The sequence below is a fragment of the Methylophaga lonarensis MPL genome, from assembly GCF_000349205.1.
GTDB classification, from domain to species: Bacteria; Pseudomonadota; Gammaproteobacteria; order Nitrosococcales; family Methylophagaceae; genus Methylophaga; species Methylophaga lonarensis.
Map to the genome: position 1 here is coordinate 1 of NZ_APHR01000026.1, position 15601 is coordinate 15601.

The following is a 15601-nucleotide window of genomic DNA, read 5'->3' on the forward strand; positions in this document are numbered from 1 at the left end:
TTCAGAGCCATACTCAGAAGCCAGTTTTTCACACATCTTGGCGCGTATCAGCGCGTTCATCATTAATTCAGGAGGGACAGATTCGATGGCATTCATTGCAATCAGCGTTGTCCAGGTTCGAATCGCGCCCAAGCCAAGAATCACCAGGGCCTGTTGAATGGATTCAACTTTACGTCGCAATCCCATGGCGGCTGAGTTGAGTAGTCTCAGCAGTTTATAACTGAGTGTGACATCCTGAATAATCAGGGCTTCAACTTCGCGAAACTCAACATCCTGATCTTGCAGCTTTTCTATGATTTGAAACAGTTTTTTTGTGATCACCAGGAACAGGCTTGTCTTCGATGATATTGGGCCGGCTGAAGTAATAGCCCTGGAACAGCTCGAAGCCAAGTTCTTTGCAAAGCGTGAACATTTCACGGGTTTCTATCTTTTCGGCAAGTAAACGCACCGGAAACAGTTTTAGCTCATTCACATGGGCGCGTAGTTCTGCCTCAGAAACATTCAGTACATCGACTTTGATGATCTTGGCCAGTTGAACCAGTGGTTTTAAATGTTCATTCAACACAAAATCATCTAACGCCAGTGTGTAGCCTTGTTTGACAAGATTTTGTACAGCGCCAAGCAGACTGTCATCAAGCTCGATATCCTCGAGCACCTCAAGCACAATTTTTTCCTGGGTGAATGGCAGCGGATCATCGCTGAGCAAAAATGTGCGAGTCAGATTAATAAATCCAATATGTTCACCCAGCACTCGTTCGATGCCGATTTCCATAAATGCGTGATTGATGACCCGACTGGTGGCCATGTCGGCCTGATCCGCTGTGAAGCTGGCAACATTTGCGCTACTGTCTGAGCGAAACAACAGCTCATAGGCAAACACATTCATATCGCGATCAAAAATTGCCTGTCTGCCGATGATGACCTTGGGTGGTTCGCTAAACATAACTGACTCAAATTAGAAGGCTTGCTTCGTTGTGCACAATAATAGACTAAATCTACCTGGCACAAACAAAAAAACCCATCCTGAGATGGGTTTTTAGTGAGCATATCGGTAACGATGTGTTACTTGATTTTTGCTTCTTTGTACATCACATGCTTACGAACAACGGGATCAAATTTTTTGATTTCCATTTTCTCTGGCATGGTGCGTTTGTTTTTATCAGTGGTGTAGTAGTGACCTGTACCGGCTGATGAAACTAATTTGATTTTATCGCGCATGATTCAACTCCTCAGATTTTTTCGCCGCGGGCACGCAGATCAGTCAACACGGCATCAATACCGCGCTTGTCAATGATGCGCAGACCGTGGTTGCTGACACGCAGTTTAACCCAGCGGTTTTCAGACTCGACCCAAAAGCGATGCGAGTGAAGATTTGGGAGGAAGCGACGTTTTGTTTTGTTATGAGCGTGAGAAACATTGTTACCGCTCATAGGGCGTTTGCCCGTTACCTGACATACTCTGGCCATTGTAGAACCTGCTCCTGATGAACTCTTTTTACTCCAGGCAGCGTGGTCAACGCGCCCGACTGAAACGACAAAGCAGGACTTTATACCATACTCGCTTGTCGATGGGTAGGGGGATTTCACCTCAAGCGGGTTGAAGTCCCATTCTGTTTAATCTGTTTTCGATCACCTGGCGATCCAGCACACCAATTTTGCGCATAACAATTTCGCCGTTAGGCGCGATCAGAAAATGCGTCGGCGTGACCCGGACATTATCAAAAGCCCGACCAATGCTGCCGTCTTGATCCCAGACAATCGCGTAGGGCAGCGATCTTTCGGCTCGCATGGCCTTGAGATGTTCCGGTGTGTCATGTGGCAAAGCAATGCTCAACATGCTCAATCCTTGTGGAACATAATCCGCATAAAGTTTTTGCAAATCAGGGATTTCCTGGATGCAGCCCGGACAATCCGTGGCCCAGAAAATCATCAGAACCGGCTGACCGAGGTAGTCCGCTAACTGGTGTGTCTGCCCATCGATGTCAGTGAAGCTGATATCAGGCATTTTGGGGCCTTGGCCGTCTCTGAACCAAAACACCAGAAACAGCACTAATGCGATGCTGACAGTGTAGGTTAGCAGGCGACTTGTTGATTTCATTATGACCTCAATCCGGGTTAGTGAGCTGACCGAGTTTGGCAGTCAGTTTGAGATTTTCACGGTAATCCACCGGGCAATCGATCACGGTGACTGTGTTGCGATCCAGTGCCGCTTTCAAGGCGGGCATCAACTGCTCGGTATGCTCAATTCTGACACCTTCTGCGCCAAAAGATTTTGCGTATTGGACAAAATCAGGGTTAGTAAAGTCAACATGACTTTTGCGTCCAAACTGGTTTTGCTGCTTCCATTCGATAAGTCCATAACTGGCGTCGTTCCATATCAAAATGACGATAGCTACCTTGAGGCGCATCGCGGTTTCGATTTCCTGAGAATTCATCAGAAATCCGGCATCACCCGTGACAGCGACGACTCTGCGCTCTGGATGTGCCAATTTTGCGGCAATAGCTCCTGGTACGGCAATTCCCATGCTGGCAAAACCGTTCGATATGATACAGGTATTGGGATATTCACAGCGGAACATCCTCGACATCCACATTTTGTGGGCGCCCACGTCACAGATCACGATGTCCTCAAGATCCATGGCTGTGCGTAAATCCCAGATGATTTTTTGAGGCTTGACCGGAAATTCGACATCTTCCTTGTGCTGGTTCATATCCTCAATCAGGCTGTTACGCAGCGTTCTCAAAGCTCTGCCCTGGTGTGGTGAAGCCAGAGCCGCAATGCGATTGAGGCTGTGGTTGATATTGCCAACCACGGCCACCAGAACACTGTAATAGGCGTCGACCTCAGCATGTGTGGTGTCGATATGAATCAGTGTGCGGTCCCTTGAGGGATGCCACAGGTAGGGGTGATATTCCACCATGTCGTAACCAATGCAGATGATCACATCGGCATTGGCAAAACCAGTGTTGACGTAATCATTGGATTGTAAACCGACACTGCCCAGCGCCATGGGATGACGAAACGGAATGACGCCTTTGGCCATAAAAGTATTGGCAACAGGTATATTCAGGTTTTCGGCAAAAGCTGCCAGCGCTTCTGCGGCTGCTGAACGAACCACGCCATTACCGGCCAGGATAATCGGGTTTTTGGCATTGGATATCAGCTCAGCAGCGCGTTCGATATGTTCACTGGCCGGCTCGGGCGAGGTGGCATTTTTGACTCTGAGTGGCGTGTCATCCACTGACATTTCAGCAATGTTTTCCGGAAACTCAATAAAGCAGGCGCCGGTTTTTTCTGTTTGTGCGACCTTGAAGGCTTTGCGGATGATCTCCGGGATGACTTCCGGACTGACAATACGAGTGGAGTACTTGGTAATGGGCAAAAACATCGCCTCCAAATCAAGCACCTGATGTGATTCCTTGTGCAGACGCCGAGTGGAGGCCTGCCCGGCAATTGCCACCAGTGGCGCATGATCCATATTGGCATCAGCAACGCCGGTGATCAGGTTGGTTGCACCGGGTCCAAGTGTCGCCATGCAAACACCGGCACGTCCGGTCAAACGACCATAGACATCGGCCATGAAGGCGGCTCCCTGTTCATGGCGAGTGGTGATAAAACGAATACGCGAGTCGAGCAGGGCATCCATGACATCGAGGTTTTCCTCGCCCGGAATACCAAAAATATACTCAACCCCTTCGTTTTCCAGCGCTTTGACGAACAGTTCTGCGGCTTTCATGCAGGTGCTTCCTCAGGATGTAAAAATCTGACCGAAAGCATAGCAGATTGCCATGCTGGTGGATGTTGTTGGTCAAGCTAGGCATTTTTGTAGTTATCCGCAGATTACGCAGATGAACGCAGATAATTAGCCGGGTTCATGCAATGTCACATGGTGAATATTCATTTTTCAGCATGCGATATTTCGTTTACACAAGCTGAGTTTTTGTATTAACAGGACTCCTGGTTCGCAGGGCCGGGTGTTTAATCTGTGGTATCTGCGTAATCTGCGGATTTACTAAGTGTGAAAATAAAAAAGGGGCCGAAGCCCCTTTGAGTGAATCAGGCAAACGCTTTTGGTACTTGTTTGTGCCAGTCGGTGACCTGTTGGTAGCGATGGGCAATATTGAGCAGACGGCCTTCGTCAAAGTAATTGCCGATGATTTGCAAACCAGTCGGCAGCCCTTCGGCAAAACCCGCCGGAATCGACATGCCCGGCAAGCCAGCCAGATTGGTGCTGATGGTGTAAATGTCAGCAAGGTACATGGCAACCGGATCATTGGTTTTCTCGCCCAGTTTGAATGCTGTGGTTGGCGCTGTTGGCCCCATAATGACATCCACTTCGTTAAACGCTTGCTGGAATTCATCACTAATCAGGCGGCGACATTGTTGTGCTTTCAGGTAGTAGGCGTCGTAGTATCCAGCGGACAATACATAAGTGCCAATCATGATGCGACGTTTGACTTCAGCGCCAAAACCTTCAGAACGTGAACGCTGATAGAGGTCCTGCAGATCTTTCGGATTTTCAGCGCGATGACCGAAGCGAACGCCATCCATACGAGACAGGTTTGATGAACACTCCGCGGGTGCCACTACGTAGTAGGTCGGAACCGCCAAATGAGTATTGGGCAGGCTGATTTCCTTGATGGTCGCGCCAAGTTTTTCGAACTCTTTGATGGCTGTTTCGATGGTGGCGGCAACCTGTGGATCTAAGCCTTCGCCAAAATATTCTTTTGGCAAGCCAATACGCAAACCTTCCAAAGAATCATTCAGCGTGGCAGTGTAGTCTGGCACTTCACGCTCGACACTGGTCGAGTCACGCTCATCAAACCCGGACATGGCATTCATCAGCAGGGCGGCATCCTCGGCATTTGCCGCCATAGGGCCTGCCTGATCAAGACTTGAGGCAAAGGCAATCATGCCGTAGCGGGAGATTCGACCGTAGGTTGGTTTCAAACCGGTCAAGTTACACAGTGATGAAGGCTGGCGAATAGAGCCCCCGGTATCAGTACCCGTCGCAATTGGCGCCAGACGTGCGGCAACAGCGGCTGCAGAACCTCCTGATGAACCACCGGGAACGCGATCGGTATCCCAGGGGTTTTTCACCGGACCGTAGTAACTGGTCTCGTTGGATGAGCCCATAGCAAACTCGTCCATATTGGTTTTTCCCAGCATCACCATTCCGCTGGCGGCGATTTTTTCGACCACAGTGGCATCGTAAGGCGCAACAAAACTATCAAGCATCTTTGAAGCGCAGCTGGTGCGGACGCCCTTGGTGCAAAAGATGTCTTTGTGCGCCATCGGAATACCGGTTAATTTGCCGGCGGTTTTGTTTTTCAGTTGTTCATCAGCAGCAGCGGCTTGTGCCAGTGCACTCTCTTCACAAACACTGATGAAGGCATTCAGTTCGGTGTTGTGGGTTTTGATACGATCCAGAAAGTGACGAGTCAGCTCAACACTGGTGATCTCGCCTTTGTGTAACATTTCAGATAGTTCGGAAAGCGTCTTGTTATGCATGTCGGGGCCTGTAGTTATTCAATGACTTTGGGAACCAGATAAACACCAGCTTCTGTTTCAGGTGCGATGGATTGGAACAGTTCTCGCTGGTCTTGCTCAGTGACGACGTCAGGGCGCAGGCGCTGATGAGCGTCCAGAGGGTGTGCCATCGGGCTGACCTCAGCGGTATCAGCCGCGCTCATCTGTTCGACCAGATTAAGAATGTTGTTGAGATCACGCGCATAGTCAGCCACGTCAGCCTCATCGATAGTCAACCGTGCAAGGTGAGCAATTTTCTCTACATCGCTTTTATCTAAACTCATTGATAGTCCCGGAGATGATGTTGGTAAATCATTCTGTGCAAAAGTCTGCAGTTTAAATCATTCGTCGCTTGCCCAACAGACCAGAGCATTGCTAAAGTACGCATTTTACCCCTATTCGTGTGTGGTCTCCTCAATGTTCGAACGCTTACGTGGCATCTTTTCCAATGACTTGTCCATTGACCTGGGTACAGCGAACACGCTGATATACGTACGAGGCCGGGGCATTGTGCTGGATGAGCCCTCGGTGGTGGCGATACGCCAGGACAAAGGTCCAGGTGGTCCACGCTCAATTGCTGCGGTAGGCGTTGAGGCAAAACGCATGCTGGGCAGAACGCCTGGCAACATCACGGCAATCAGACCCATGAAAGACGGCGTCATTGCGGACTTCACGGTCACCGAAAAAATGCTGCAACACTTCATCCGCAAGGTTCACGAAGGTCGTTTCCTCAAACCAAGTCCGCGCGTTTTGGTGTGCGTACCTTGTGGTTCTACTCAAGTCGAACGCCGTGCTATTCGAGAGTCAGCTGCCGGTGCCGGTGCACGGGATGTATTCCTAATTGAAGAACCCATGGCCGCAGCGATTGGCGCAGGTATGCCTGTAGACGAAGCCAGCGGCTCAATGGTGTTGGATATTGGTGGTGGTACCACCGAAGTCGCGATTATTTCGCTCAATGGTATTGTCTACTCATCTTCAGTTCGTATCGGTGGTGATTTGTTCGACGAAGCAATCGTCAACTACGTTCGCCGCAACTATGGCACGCTGATTGGTGAAGCCACAGCAGAAAAAATCAAAAAAGAAATCGGTTCAGCTTATCCCGGTAACGAAGTTCGTGAAATGGAAGTCCGTGGTCGTAATCTGGCTGAAGGTATTCCACGCAGCTTTACACTTAACAGCAATGAAATCCTCGAAGCCTTACAGGATCCGCTGTCTGGTATCGTCGCCGCCGTGAAAACTGCATTGGAGCAAACGCCACCTGAATTGGGTGCCGATGTCGCCGAGCGAGGCATTGTGCTGACCGGTGGTGGTGCTTTGCTGCGCGATCTTGATCGTTTGCTGATGGAAGAAACCGGTCTGCCGGCGATTGTTGCTGAAGATCCACTCACATGTGTTGCGCGCGGTGGTGGCCGGGCACTTGAGTTGATTGACGAACGTGGCACGGAAGTTTTCACTTTCGAGTAAAAAGCTTACCGGGGGGGTCCCATCATCAGCATCTGTTTATTCCGGAACAGTTAAGTGCTGATGGCAATGAAAGTTAAGCCGGCCCTGCTCACAGTCTGGGCAGTTTTTTTCGTGGAACAGAGCCATTAAACCGTTATTTGCCCAAACGCCATCACTCAGCACCCGCATGTTTTTTGCGGTCGTTGCTTCCTTGACGCTTTACATTATGGATGATCGGCTTGATTACTTTGGTCAGGTCAGAAGCGTGCTTTCCTCAGTGGTCTATCCGGTTCAGGTCACCGCAACATTACCGGCCGATTTTGCGACATGGCTGTCGACTTTTTTTCAGGATCGTGAGCAGCTGCAGGAACGCATTACGGTGCTCGAAGCCAGTCAGCAGCTGATGAGTGTCAGATTACAGCGCTTGCAGGCACTTGAACGGGAAAATCTGCGACTGCGGGAATTGCTGGGTTCATCATTCCGGCTGCAGGAACGAATACAGGTTGCAGAGCTGTTAGCGGTAGATTCTGATCCATTCTCACAGCAAGTTATTCTGGATAAGGGCCAGCGCTTTGGTGTCTATGTCGGTCAGCCGGTACTCGATGCACATGGTGTAATGGGGCAGGTATCTGAAGTCAGTCTCTTTTCCAGTCGAGTTGTCCTGTTAACCGATCCTAATCACAGTATTCCTGTTCAAATAAACCGTAACGGATTGCGAGGGGTTGTCTTTGGCAGAGGGCCGAGCGAGCAGTTAAAAATGGACTATATGCCACATAACGCGGATGTCAGAGTCGGTGATTTGGTGGTGACATCAGGTCTGGGCGGTGTGTTTCCGACCGGATATCCAGTGGGTGTTGTCAGAGAAGTTCGGTTTCCTGCGGGTAAACCCTTTGCTGAAATTGCTATCAGCCCGGCAGCCAATCTGGGCACCAGTCGTGAGGTCATGCTGGTATTGCCGGGTGAAAGAATCGAGTTTGACTTGCCTGAACCTTTAGTCGAATTGCCTGAGTTTCTCGGTATCGAAGAGATCGAAGCCGGAGGCGCTCAGTAATGGCAACAACAGCTCCGGGAAGAAATGTCAGTGTCATCTGGTTCAGCTTGCTGCTGGCACTGATTTTGATGATTATTCCATTGCCTGAAACATTGCGATTTGCTCGGCCCGAGTGGTTGGGGATGTTTCTGATTTACTGGGCTATGGCCTTGCCCCAGAGAGTCAGTATTGGTGTTGCCTGGTTTGTTGGCATTTTGATGGATGCGCTAAGTGGCACAACGCTGGGTGTGCATGCTTTTGCCTATGCGCTGGTTGTGTTTCTAGTCGCCCGTTTTCATTTGCAGCTCAGACAATATCCACTTTGGCAACAAGCCCTAACGATTTTGTCTCTGGTATTGATCGTGCAGTTGATTTTACTGTTGGCATCATCGATGACACATCAGTGGAAAGTCTGGATGCCCGCGGTGACCAGTACAGTTGTCTGGCCACTGGTCTATGCGCTTTTGCGTAAAACCCGCCGTGCGTTTCAAGTGAGCTGAAGCTGGCATGACGCCTTGGCAAACATTTAAAGATCATATCTCTGAATATCGTCTTATCAATGGCAGACTGATATTTGCCGGAGTGTTTTCAGCCTTGTTGTTCAGTGCCGTAATGGTGCGCCTTGTTATCTTGCAGGTGTATGAACATGAGCACTTCGAAGCACTTTCCAATCGTAACCGGATCTCAATTGAGCCACTACCTCCGCAACGAGGCCTGATTTTTGATCGCAATGGCGTCATCCTTGCGGAAAATGTACCGACTTTCAGTCTGGAAGTTGTGCCGGAAAAAGTGGTCGATATGGAAGCCACACTGGCATTGCTGACCACATTGTTGAATTTGACGGAAGAAGATATCAGTCGTTTTCGTGAACGACTTCGGCAACATCGACGCTTTGAGGAAGTGACGCTGCGTTTACGGCTCACCGAGGACGAAGTTGCCCGATTTGCAGTGCATCGACATCGGCTGCCTGGCGTTGAGGTAGTGGGACGATTGATCCGTCATTATCCGCAGGGTCATCTTTTTGCACATTCAGTGGGCTATGTGGGTCGAATCAATGAACGCGAGATGCAGATCATCAATCGGCAGAATTACAAAGGCACACTGCATATCGGCAAGACAGGCATAGAAAAGCAGTATGAAGACCTGCTGCACGGCACGGTCGGCTATCGGCATGTAGAAACCAACGTGCAGGGAAGAATTGTCCGGGAATTACAGAGTGTGCCTGCCGAGTCAGGTCAGGATCTCTATTTGCACCTGGATATCAACTTGCAACGAGCGGCGGCTGAAGCTTTAACTGACTACAATGGTTCGGTTGTGGTGCTGGATCCTCGTAATGGCGGCATTCTTGCCATGGTCAGCAAGCCGGATTTTGATCCAAATCTTTTCATATCAGGGATCAGCAACCGAGATTATGCTGAACTGCGTGACTCTCATGACCGGCCCTTATACGACCGTGCACTGAGAGGTCGTTACCCACCGGGATCAACGCTCAAACCTTTTGTCGGCTTGGCGGGTCTTGAAATGGGCGTTGTCAACGAACAGAGTCGGACCTTTTGTCCTGGTTGGTACTCGCTGCCAGGCCACACGCACCGATATCGCTGCTGGCGGCATCAAGGTCACGGGCAAATGAATTTTTCCAGTGCAATGGCACAGTCTTGCGACGTCTATTACTACGATTTGTCGAATAATCTCGGTATTGACCGTCTTCATCAATTTTTGGACTTGTTTCGTTTTGGACAACGAACCGGTATCGATATCCCAGGAGAAAATACAGGTTTATCTCCATCAAGGGAGTGGAAGCGTGCCTTTCACAATGAACCCTGGTATCCCGGAGAAACACTGATTTCTGGTATCGGGCAAGGTTTTAATCAAATGACGCCGATCCAATTGGCACATGCCACTGCGATATTGGCGATGCGTGGAATGGGGATGACGCCCCAGGTATTACGCGCCAGCCGAATGCCCGGAAGTGACCGACTGCAATTGAGAGCTGCATTACCTGAGGAGCCAGTGCCAGTCGTGTCAAGTCGGAATTGGGAAGCCACGGTTGAGTCGATGATTGAAGTTGTTCACGGGCAGCGGGGAACTGCTCGGCAAATTGGTGTGGATCTACCTTTTGAAATTGCCGGAAAAACCGGTACAGCCCAGGTATTCAGTCTTGGGCAGGATGAAGAGTATGATGCAGAAACGCTGGATAGACGATTGCACGATCATGCGCTGTTTGTTGCCTTTGCCCCGGCAGATAATCCGGAAATCGCCCTTGCAATCATTGTTGAAAATGGGGGGAGCGGTAGCTCGGTAGCGGCGCCCATCGCACGAAAACTGATTGATGTGCATTTTGGACTGCAAAAAGAACCAGAGATAGAAGTCGATGATATTGAGCAGTGAATCACGGCGAGGACAACCGCTCAGCTTTGGTGGCTGGTTGCGTACTATCCACATTGATGGTCCCTTGTTATTAGGACTGTTGATTCTGATGGGTGTCAGTCTGTTGGTGCTTTATAGTGCCGGAGGTCAGGAGACCGGTTTGCTGGTCAGGCAGATGATTCGCATGGCCGCAGCTCTGCTGGTCATGGTGGCGATCGCACAAATTAATCCGGAACGGATGCGGAGTTGGGCGCCTGGCGTATTTCTGGTGGGCTTGGCCCTGTTAGTTGCTGTGTTGATTTTTGGCATTGTCGGTAAAGGGGCTCAGCGTTGGCTGGATCTTGGTTTTTTCAGGTTCCAACCGTCGGAGATCATGAAGCTGGCAGTACCAATTCTGGTCGCCGCCTATATCGCTGAAAGACCACTGCCACCGAGCTTTTTCAGAATGCTTGTGGCTTTGGTGATGATTGCAATTCCAACGCTGCTGATTGCCAAACAACCTGACCTGGGTACGGCCATGTTGATTGCCACATCCGGCCTGATAGTGATTTTCCTCGCAGGTATTTCATGGAAAATCATTATTTCATTTCTGGCGCTGGCCTCAGCCGCGGCACCAGTGCTTTGGTATTTAATGCATGATTATCAGCGCCGCCGCGTGCTGACTTTCATGAATCCTGAGTCAGATCCGCTGGGTGCTGGTTATCACATTATTCAGTCAAAAATTGCCATTGGCAGCGGTGGTTTGACCGGCCGGGGCTGGCTACAGGGCACACAATCACATCTGGAATTTCTACCAGAGCGATCAACCGATTTTATTTTCGCCGTGATTGCCGAAGAATTTGGTCTGTTAGGTGTCGGGATGCTGCTGGCGCTGTATCTGCTGATCACCGCCAGAGGCCTGTATATCGCCGGTCAGGCACAAACAACTTTTGCCCGTTTGCTGGCAGGCAGTATTGCGCTGACTTTTTTGGTCTATGTTTTTGTTAATGTCGGGATGGTCACAGGATTACTGCCTGTGGTCGGCGTTCCGCTTCCGTTGATCAGTTATGGTGGCACCTCAATGGTGACCTTATTGGCTGGCTTCGGTATCCTGATGTCTGTTCACACTCACCGAAGGATGATGTCACCGTGAAACAACTCCTGATAGCGCTTTCAGCACTGATGTTTGCACTACCTGCAGCCGCCCAATTGAATCCCGAGTTACCTGAACTTGAGCAATTCATCGACGAAGTTGTTGACGAATTCGGCTTTGATCGGGATGAGCTGATCGACCTGTTTGCTCAGGTTGAAGTCAAGGAGAGTATTCTCAACGCCATCGCCCGACCGGCTGAACGGGTTCGACCATGGCATGAGTATCGAAATATTTTCATCACGCCAGCGCGCATCAAAGGCGGGGTGAATTTCTGGAAAAATAACGCAGAGACGCTTGCACAGGCTGAACAGCAATACGGTGTCCCAGCAGAAATTATCGTCGCCATCCTCGGTGTAGAAACCAACTACGGTGGCAATATGGGCAGTTTTCGAGTGATTGATGCACTGTCGACACTGGCATTTCGTTATCCACCAAGAAGCCCTTTCTTCCGTTCCGAACTGAAACACTTTCTGGTGCTGACACAAGAGGAACAAATGTCCAGGTTGGACCCTGTGGGTTCATACGCCGGAGCCATGGGACTAGGCCAGTTTATGCCAAGCAGCTACCGTGCCTATGCAGTGGATTTTAATAACGATGGCAAGCGCAATATCTGGACCAACCCGGTAGATGCTATCGGCAGTATTGCCAATTATCTGAAAGTACATGGCTGGGTGCGTGGAGAGTCGGTAGTACATCCGGCCGAGCTTGAGGGTGACGTGCCTCAAACTTTGCTTGATCGTGGCCTCAAACCCGCAACCAGTCGTGAAGAGCTGCGCATCATGGATGTTAATATGCCCGATTTACCGCCCGGCGATGACAAGTTAACCTTGTTCTCGTTGACTCAGGTAGACGGTGAAGAGTATTGGCTGGGCAGACAAAACTTCTATGCCATCACACGCTACAATCACAGTCGTATGTACGCCATGGCGGTGTACCAGCTGGCGGGTGAAATTCGTCAGGCCTACGAGAAATAGCGCATGAAGGCGAATTTCCTGAGAGCGAATCTGATTGCACTGGCAACTCTGACGTTGTTTGCCTGCAGCGGAACACCGCAAAGAGAGCCGCAGGACAGTGCACCACCGCCGTCTCAAGTGCCGGATATTGCCAGCATTCCGGATGCTGTACCGAAACAGGAGCCGCTCAGTCGCTACGGCAACATGCCCTCTTATGAGGTGTTCGGCAAAACCTACTACACCAAAGCCTCAGCCGAAGGTTACAAGGAGCGGGGGGTTGCCTCGTGGTATGGCACAAAATTCCATGGTCGGCGCACATCAAGTGGTGAGCCCTACGATATGTACGCAATGACCGCGGCGCACAAGACATTGCCATTGCCGACATATGCAGAAGTCACCAATCTGGAAAATGGCCGCAAGGTGATTGTCAGAATCAATGATCGTGGGCCGTTTGTAGGTGATCGAATTATCGACTTGTCATACACGGCTGCTGTCAAACTTGGTATTAAGGAGCGGGGCACTGGCATGGTCGAGGTACGTGCCATTACACCGGGTGGTGCCAGCCCATCAACACCGCGTCAGCCAACCGAAACACAAACACAAACTCAGGCACAGCCACAGCCTCAAAAAGTCGCTCAAACATCTCCTATGGACGCGGGAGTCTATCTTCAGGTGGGCGCTTTTAGCACCATGAGTCGCGCCCAGGAAGTGAAAACCACATTGGAGCAACAGATCTCTGACAGCGTCAGAATCCAGCCGGTATCTCGCCCGCAGGGCGATGTATATCGGGTCAGAATCGGCCCATTAGCCAATGTTGAACAAAGCGATGCTTTGGCAGACAGGTTGAGCCGTATGGGTTTTGCAGAGACCCAGGTTGTCGTTGAATAATATTTGTTTTTTTCGAGAGAGTCAGATGATTAAAAAGATCCAGACACTACTGTTTGCAATGGTCATATTGCCCTTGTCAGCCAGTTTTGCAGGAGCGCCCGTTGCGCCCAACCCTGCTGCCCCGCAAATTGCTGCTTCATCTTACATTTTGGTTGATTTTGATAGTGGCATCGTGGTCGCAGAAGGTAATCCTGATGAGCGTCTGCCACCTGCCAGTATCACTAAACTGATGACCTCATACGTACTGTTTAACGAGCTTGCATCAGGCAATGTCAAACTTGAGGATGAAGTGCTGATCAGCGAGCGGGCCTGGCGTATGGTTGGTTCTCGCAGCTTTATTGAAGTGAACACGCGAGTACCGGTGGAAGCTTTGTTGCGTGGCATGATAGTCCAATCGGGCAACGATGCTGCTGTCGCACTGGCTGAACATGTCGCTGGCAGTGAAGAAGTGTTTGCGCAGATGATGAATCAATATGCTCAAAAGCTCGGCATGTATAACACTAACTACACCAACTCTACGGGTTTACCTGATCCGGAGCTGTATACCACTTCACGTGATATCGCGACGCTTGCTGCGGCGATGATTCGCAATTTCCCTGAGTATTACCGCTGGTACTCTGAAAAGGAATACACCTATAACAACATCACCCAGCACAACCGTAATCGCTTGCTGTGGAGAGATGAAACTGTCGATGGTTTAAAAACCGGACATACCGAAGCTGCAGGCTACTGCCTGGCTGCCTCAGCCAAACGCGGTGATATGCGCCTTATCTCGGTAGTATTGGGTACGCGCAGTGAAAATGTCCGTGCACAGGAAACCTCCAAATTACTCAACTATGGCTTCCGTTTCTTTGAATCACATCAGTTATATCCAGCAGGCCATGTGGTGACGCAAAACCGTGTCTGGAAAGGTAGCGAAAAAGAACTGGCCATTGGCGTGCAACAACCTTTGAACGTGCTGGTACCGCGCGGCAGATATGAAAATCTGGTAGCGACCAGTCATTTGACCACACCCATCGTGGCTCCTATCACGGCCGGTAGTCCACTTGGTGAAGTTGAAATTCGGCTGAATAACGAAGTGATTGCCACTCAGACCCTGGTGGCCATGCAGGATGTCCCCGCAGGCAGTCTGTGGCGTCGTCTGGTGGATGCCTTATTGATGCTGATTTGGGGCTGATGAGTGGCAACAGTCTATCTAAATGGCGAGTACCTGCCCGCTGAACAAGCCAAAGTATCCGTATTCGACCGAGGCTTTTTGTTCGGTGATGGCGTCTATGAGGTCATCCCTGTCTATCAAGGGCACTGTTTTGAGCTGGAAGGCCATCTTGCCCGGTTGCAACGCAGTCTTGATGGCGTGCGCATCAACAACCCACTGACAGATGTTGAGTGGTCTGAAATGATTCAGACACTGATTGACCGAAATGGTGGGGGTGATCAGGCGGTATATCTGCAGGTCACGCGTGGCGTGGCACCCAGGGATCATCTTTTTCCGGCCAATGCGACGCCTTCGGTATTTGTCATGAGCAACCCGATGCAGCCCATTCCTGATGCGTTCAAAGCACAGGGCATCAAGTGTATTACCTTGCCGGATATTCGTTGGCAACGATGTGACATCAAAGCAATTACCCTGCTTGCCAACAGTCTGCTTAAACAGCAGGCACATGAGCAGGGTGCACAGGAAGCCCTATTGATAAAAGACGGACATCTGACCGAGGGCGCGGCCAGCAATGCCTACATCGTCAAGAATGGCGTTATCTACACCCCTGAAAAAAATGCAGAGGTATTGCCCGGTATCACCCGTGATGTTGTATTACGCCTTGCAGAACAGGCAGGCATCGAACTGCATCAACAGATGATCACTGAAGCCGAATTACATGATGCTGACGAGATCTGGATTTCAAGTTCAACCCGAGAAATGTTACCTGTCACTCTGCTGGATGATCATCCGGTCGGAAACGGGCAACCAGGTCCGGTCTGGCAACGCTTGATTACGCTGTATCAGCATTTGAAGCAGGAGCAGAATCTTGGCTGACAGCACACAAGAAACACTGCTTGAGTTTCCCTGCGAATTCCCCATCAAGGCGATGGGCATCAGCAGTGATAACTTCGATGCACTGGTGGTTGAAATTGTCCGCAGACATGTAAGCGAACTGCCMGAGCTGCGGTCAGCAGCAAACAAAGCTCAGGTGGTAAATATACTTCAGTCACGGTGCTGATTCAGGCCACCAGCAAGGCACAGCTTGATGCGATTTATCAGGA

General features: G+C 50.3%; 17 protein-coding genes and 1 pseudogene. 10 read left to right on the top strand and 8 right to left on the bottom strand.

Going from position 1 to position 15601, the window contains the following annotated elements:
• The 8 genes from MPL1_RS14085 to gatC form a co-directional block, all read right to left on the bottom strand.
• Positions 1-321 (bottom strand): HDOD domain-containing protein (locus MPL1_RS14085; protein ID WP_235045538.1); only part of this gene is annotated, 321 nt, incomplete at its 3' end.
• Positions 266-943: an EAL and HDOD domain-containing protein gene (locus tag MPL1_RS05210; RefSeq protein ID WP_051057006.1), complete on the bottom strand. Its 678-nt coding sequence runs from the start codon at positions 941-943 to the stop codon at positions 266-268. The genes MPL1_RS05210 and MPL1_RS14085, both read right to left, overlap by 56 nt.
• Positions 944-1062: 119 nt before the next feature.
• On the bottom strand, positions 1063-1218 hold the full coding sequence (gene rpmG, locus MPL1_RS05215; RefSeq protein WP_009726077.1) for a 50S ribosomal protein L33: 156 nt from the start codon (positions 1216-1218) through the stop codon (positions 1063-1065).
• A gap of 11 nt (positions 1219-1229) precedes the next feature.
• Positions 1230-1466, bottom strand: coding sequence for a 50S ribosomal protein L28 (rpmB, locus tag MPL1_RS05220; protein WP_009726078.1), 237 nt, complete (start codon positions 1464-1466; stop codon positions 1230-1232).
• 121 nt (positions 1467-1587) lie between these two features.
• Positions 1588-2097, bottom strand: a complete 510-nt coding sequence (locus MPL1_RS05225; protein ID WP_009726079.1) for a peroxiredoxin family protein — start codon at positions 2095-2097, stop codon at positions 1588-1590.
• Positions 2098-2104: 7 nt separating this feature from the next.
• The gene (locus tag MPL1_RS05230; protein ID WP_009726080.1) at positions 2105-3736 is read right to left on the bottom strand and encodes an acetolactate synthase large subunit; all 1632 of its coding nucleotides are present in this window, start codon (positions 3734-3736) and stop codon (positions 2105-2107) included.
• Between the two features lie 320 nt (positions 3737-4056).
• Entirely contained in the window at positions 4057-5511 is a 1455-nt protein-coding gene (gatA, locus tag MPL1_RS05235; RefSeq protein ID WP_009726081.1) for an Asp-tRNA(Asn)/Glu-tRNA(Gln) amidotransferase subunit GatA, read from the bottom strand.
• A gap of 14 nt (positions 5512-5525) precedes the next feature.
• Entirely contained in the window at positions 5526-5813 is a 288-nt protein-coding gene (gene gatC, locus MPL1_RS05240; protein WP_009726082.1) for an Asp-tRNA(Asn)/Glu-tRNA(Gln) amidotransferase subunit GatC, read from the bottom strand.
• A gap of 133 nt (positions 5814-5946) precedes the next feature.
• Between gatC and MPL1_RS05245 the strand changes: the two genes are divergently transcribed.
• The 10 genes and pseudogenes from MPL1_RS05245 to MPL1_RS14440 all read left to right on the top strand — a co-directional run.
• Entirely contained in the window at positions 5947-6993 is a 1047-nt protein-coding gene (locus MPL1_RS05245) for a rod shape-determining protein (RefSeq protein ID WP_009726083.1), read from the top strand.
• A 124-nt stretch (positions 6994-7117) separates the two neighbouring features.
• Positions 7118-8023, top strand: coding sequence for a rod shape-determining protein MreC (mreC, locus tag MPL1_RS05250; protein ID WP_268743753.1), 906 nt, complete (start codon positions 7118-7120; stop codon positions 8021-8023).
• Positions 8023-8502 carry a rod shape-determining protein MreD gene (gene mreD, locus MPL1_RS05255; protein ID WP_009726085.1) on the top strand — a complete coding sequence of 160 codons (480 nt, stop codon included), beginning with the start codon at positions 8023-8025 and terminating at the stop codon, positions 8500-8502. Before mreC ends, mreD begins: the two co-directional genes overlap by 1 nt.
• Before the next feature lie 7 nt (positions 8503-8509).
• Positions 8510-10390 (top strand): penicillin-binding protein 2, encoded by a 1881-nt coding sequence (gene mrdA / locus MPL1_RS05260; protein WP_009726086.1) that lies wholly within the window; start codon positions 8510-8512, stop codon positions 10388-10390.
• Positions 10374-11501, top strand: coding sequence for a rod shape-determining protein RodA (rodA, locus tag MPL1_RS05265; protein WP_009726087.1), 1128 nt, complete (start codon positions 10374-10376; stop codon positions 11499-11501). The genes mrdA and rodA overlap by 17 nt, the downstream gene beginning before the upstream one ends.
• A complete protein-coding gene (gene mltB, locus MPL1_RS05270) occupies positions 11498-12475 on the top strand; it encodes a lytic murein transglycosylase B (protein ID WP_009726088.1) in 978 nt (325 codons plus the stop codon). Before rodA ends, mltB begins: the two co-directional genes overlap by 4 nt.
• A gap of 3 nt (positions 12476-12478) precedes the next feature.
• Entirely contained in the window at positions 12479-13342 is an 864-nt protein-coding gene (locus MPL1_RS05275) for a septal ring lytic transglycosylase RlpA family protein (protein WP_009726089.1), read from the top strand.
• A gap of 25 nt (positions 13343-13367) precedes the next feature.
• Positions 13368-14519 carry a D-alanyl-D-alanine carboxypeptidase family protein gene (locus MPL1_RS05280; RefSeq protein ID WP_009726090.1) on the top strand — a complete coding sequence of 384 codons (1152 nt, stop codon included), beginning with the start codon at positions 13368-13370 and terminating at the stop codon, positions 14517-14519.
• Between the two features lie 3 nt (positions 14520-14522).
• Positions 14523-15374 (top strand): D-amino acid aminotransferase, encoded by an 852-nt coding sequence (locus MPL1_RS05285; RefSeq protein WP_009726091.1) that lies wholly within the window; start codon positions 14523-14525, stop codon positions 15372-15374.
• A pseudogene (locus MPL1_RS14440) lies at positions 15367-15601 on the top strand (YbeD family protein); the annotation flags it as partial. The gene MPL1_RS05285 and the pseudogene MPL1_RS14440, both read left to right, overlap by 8 nt.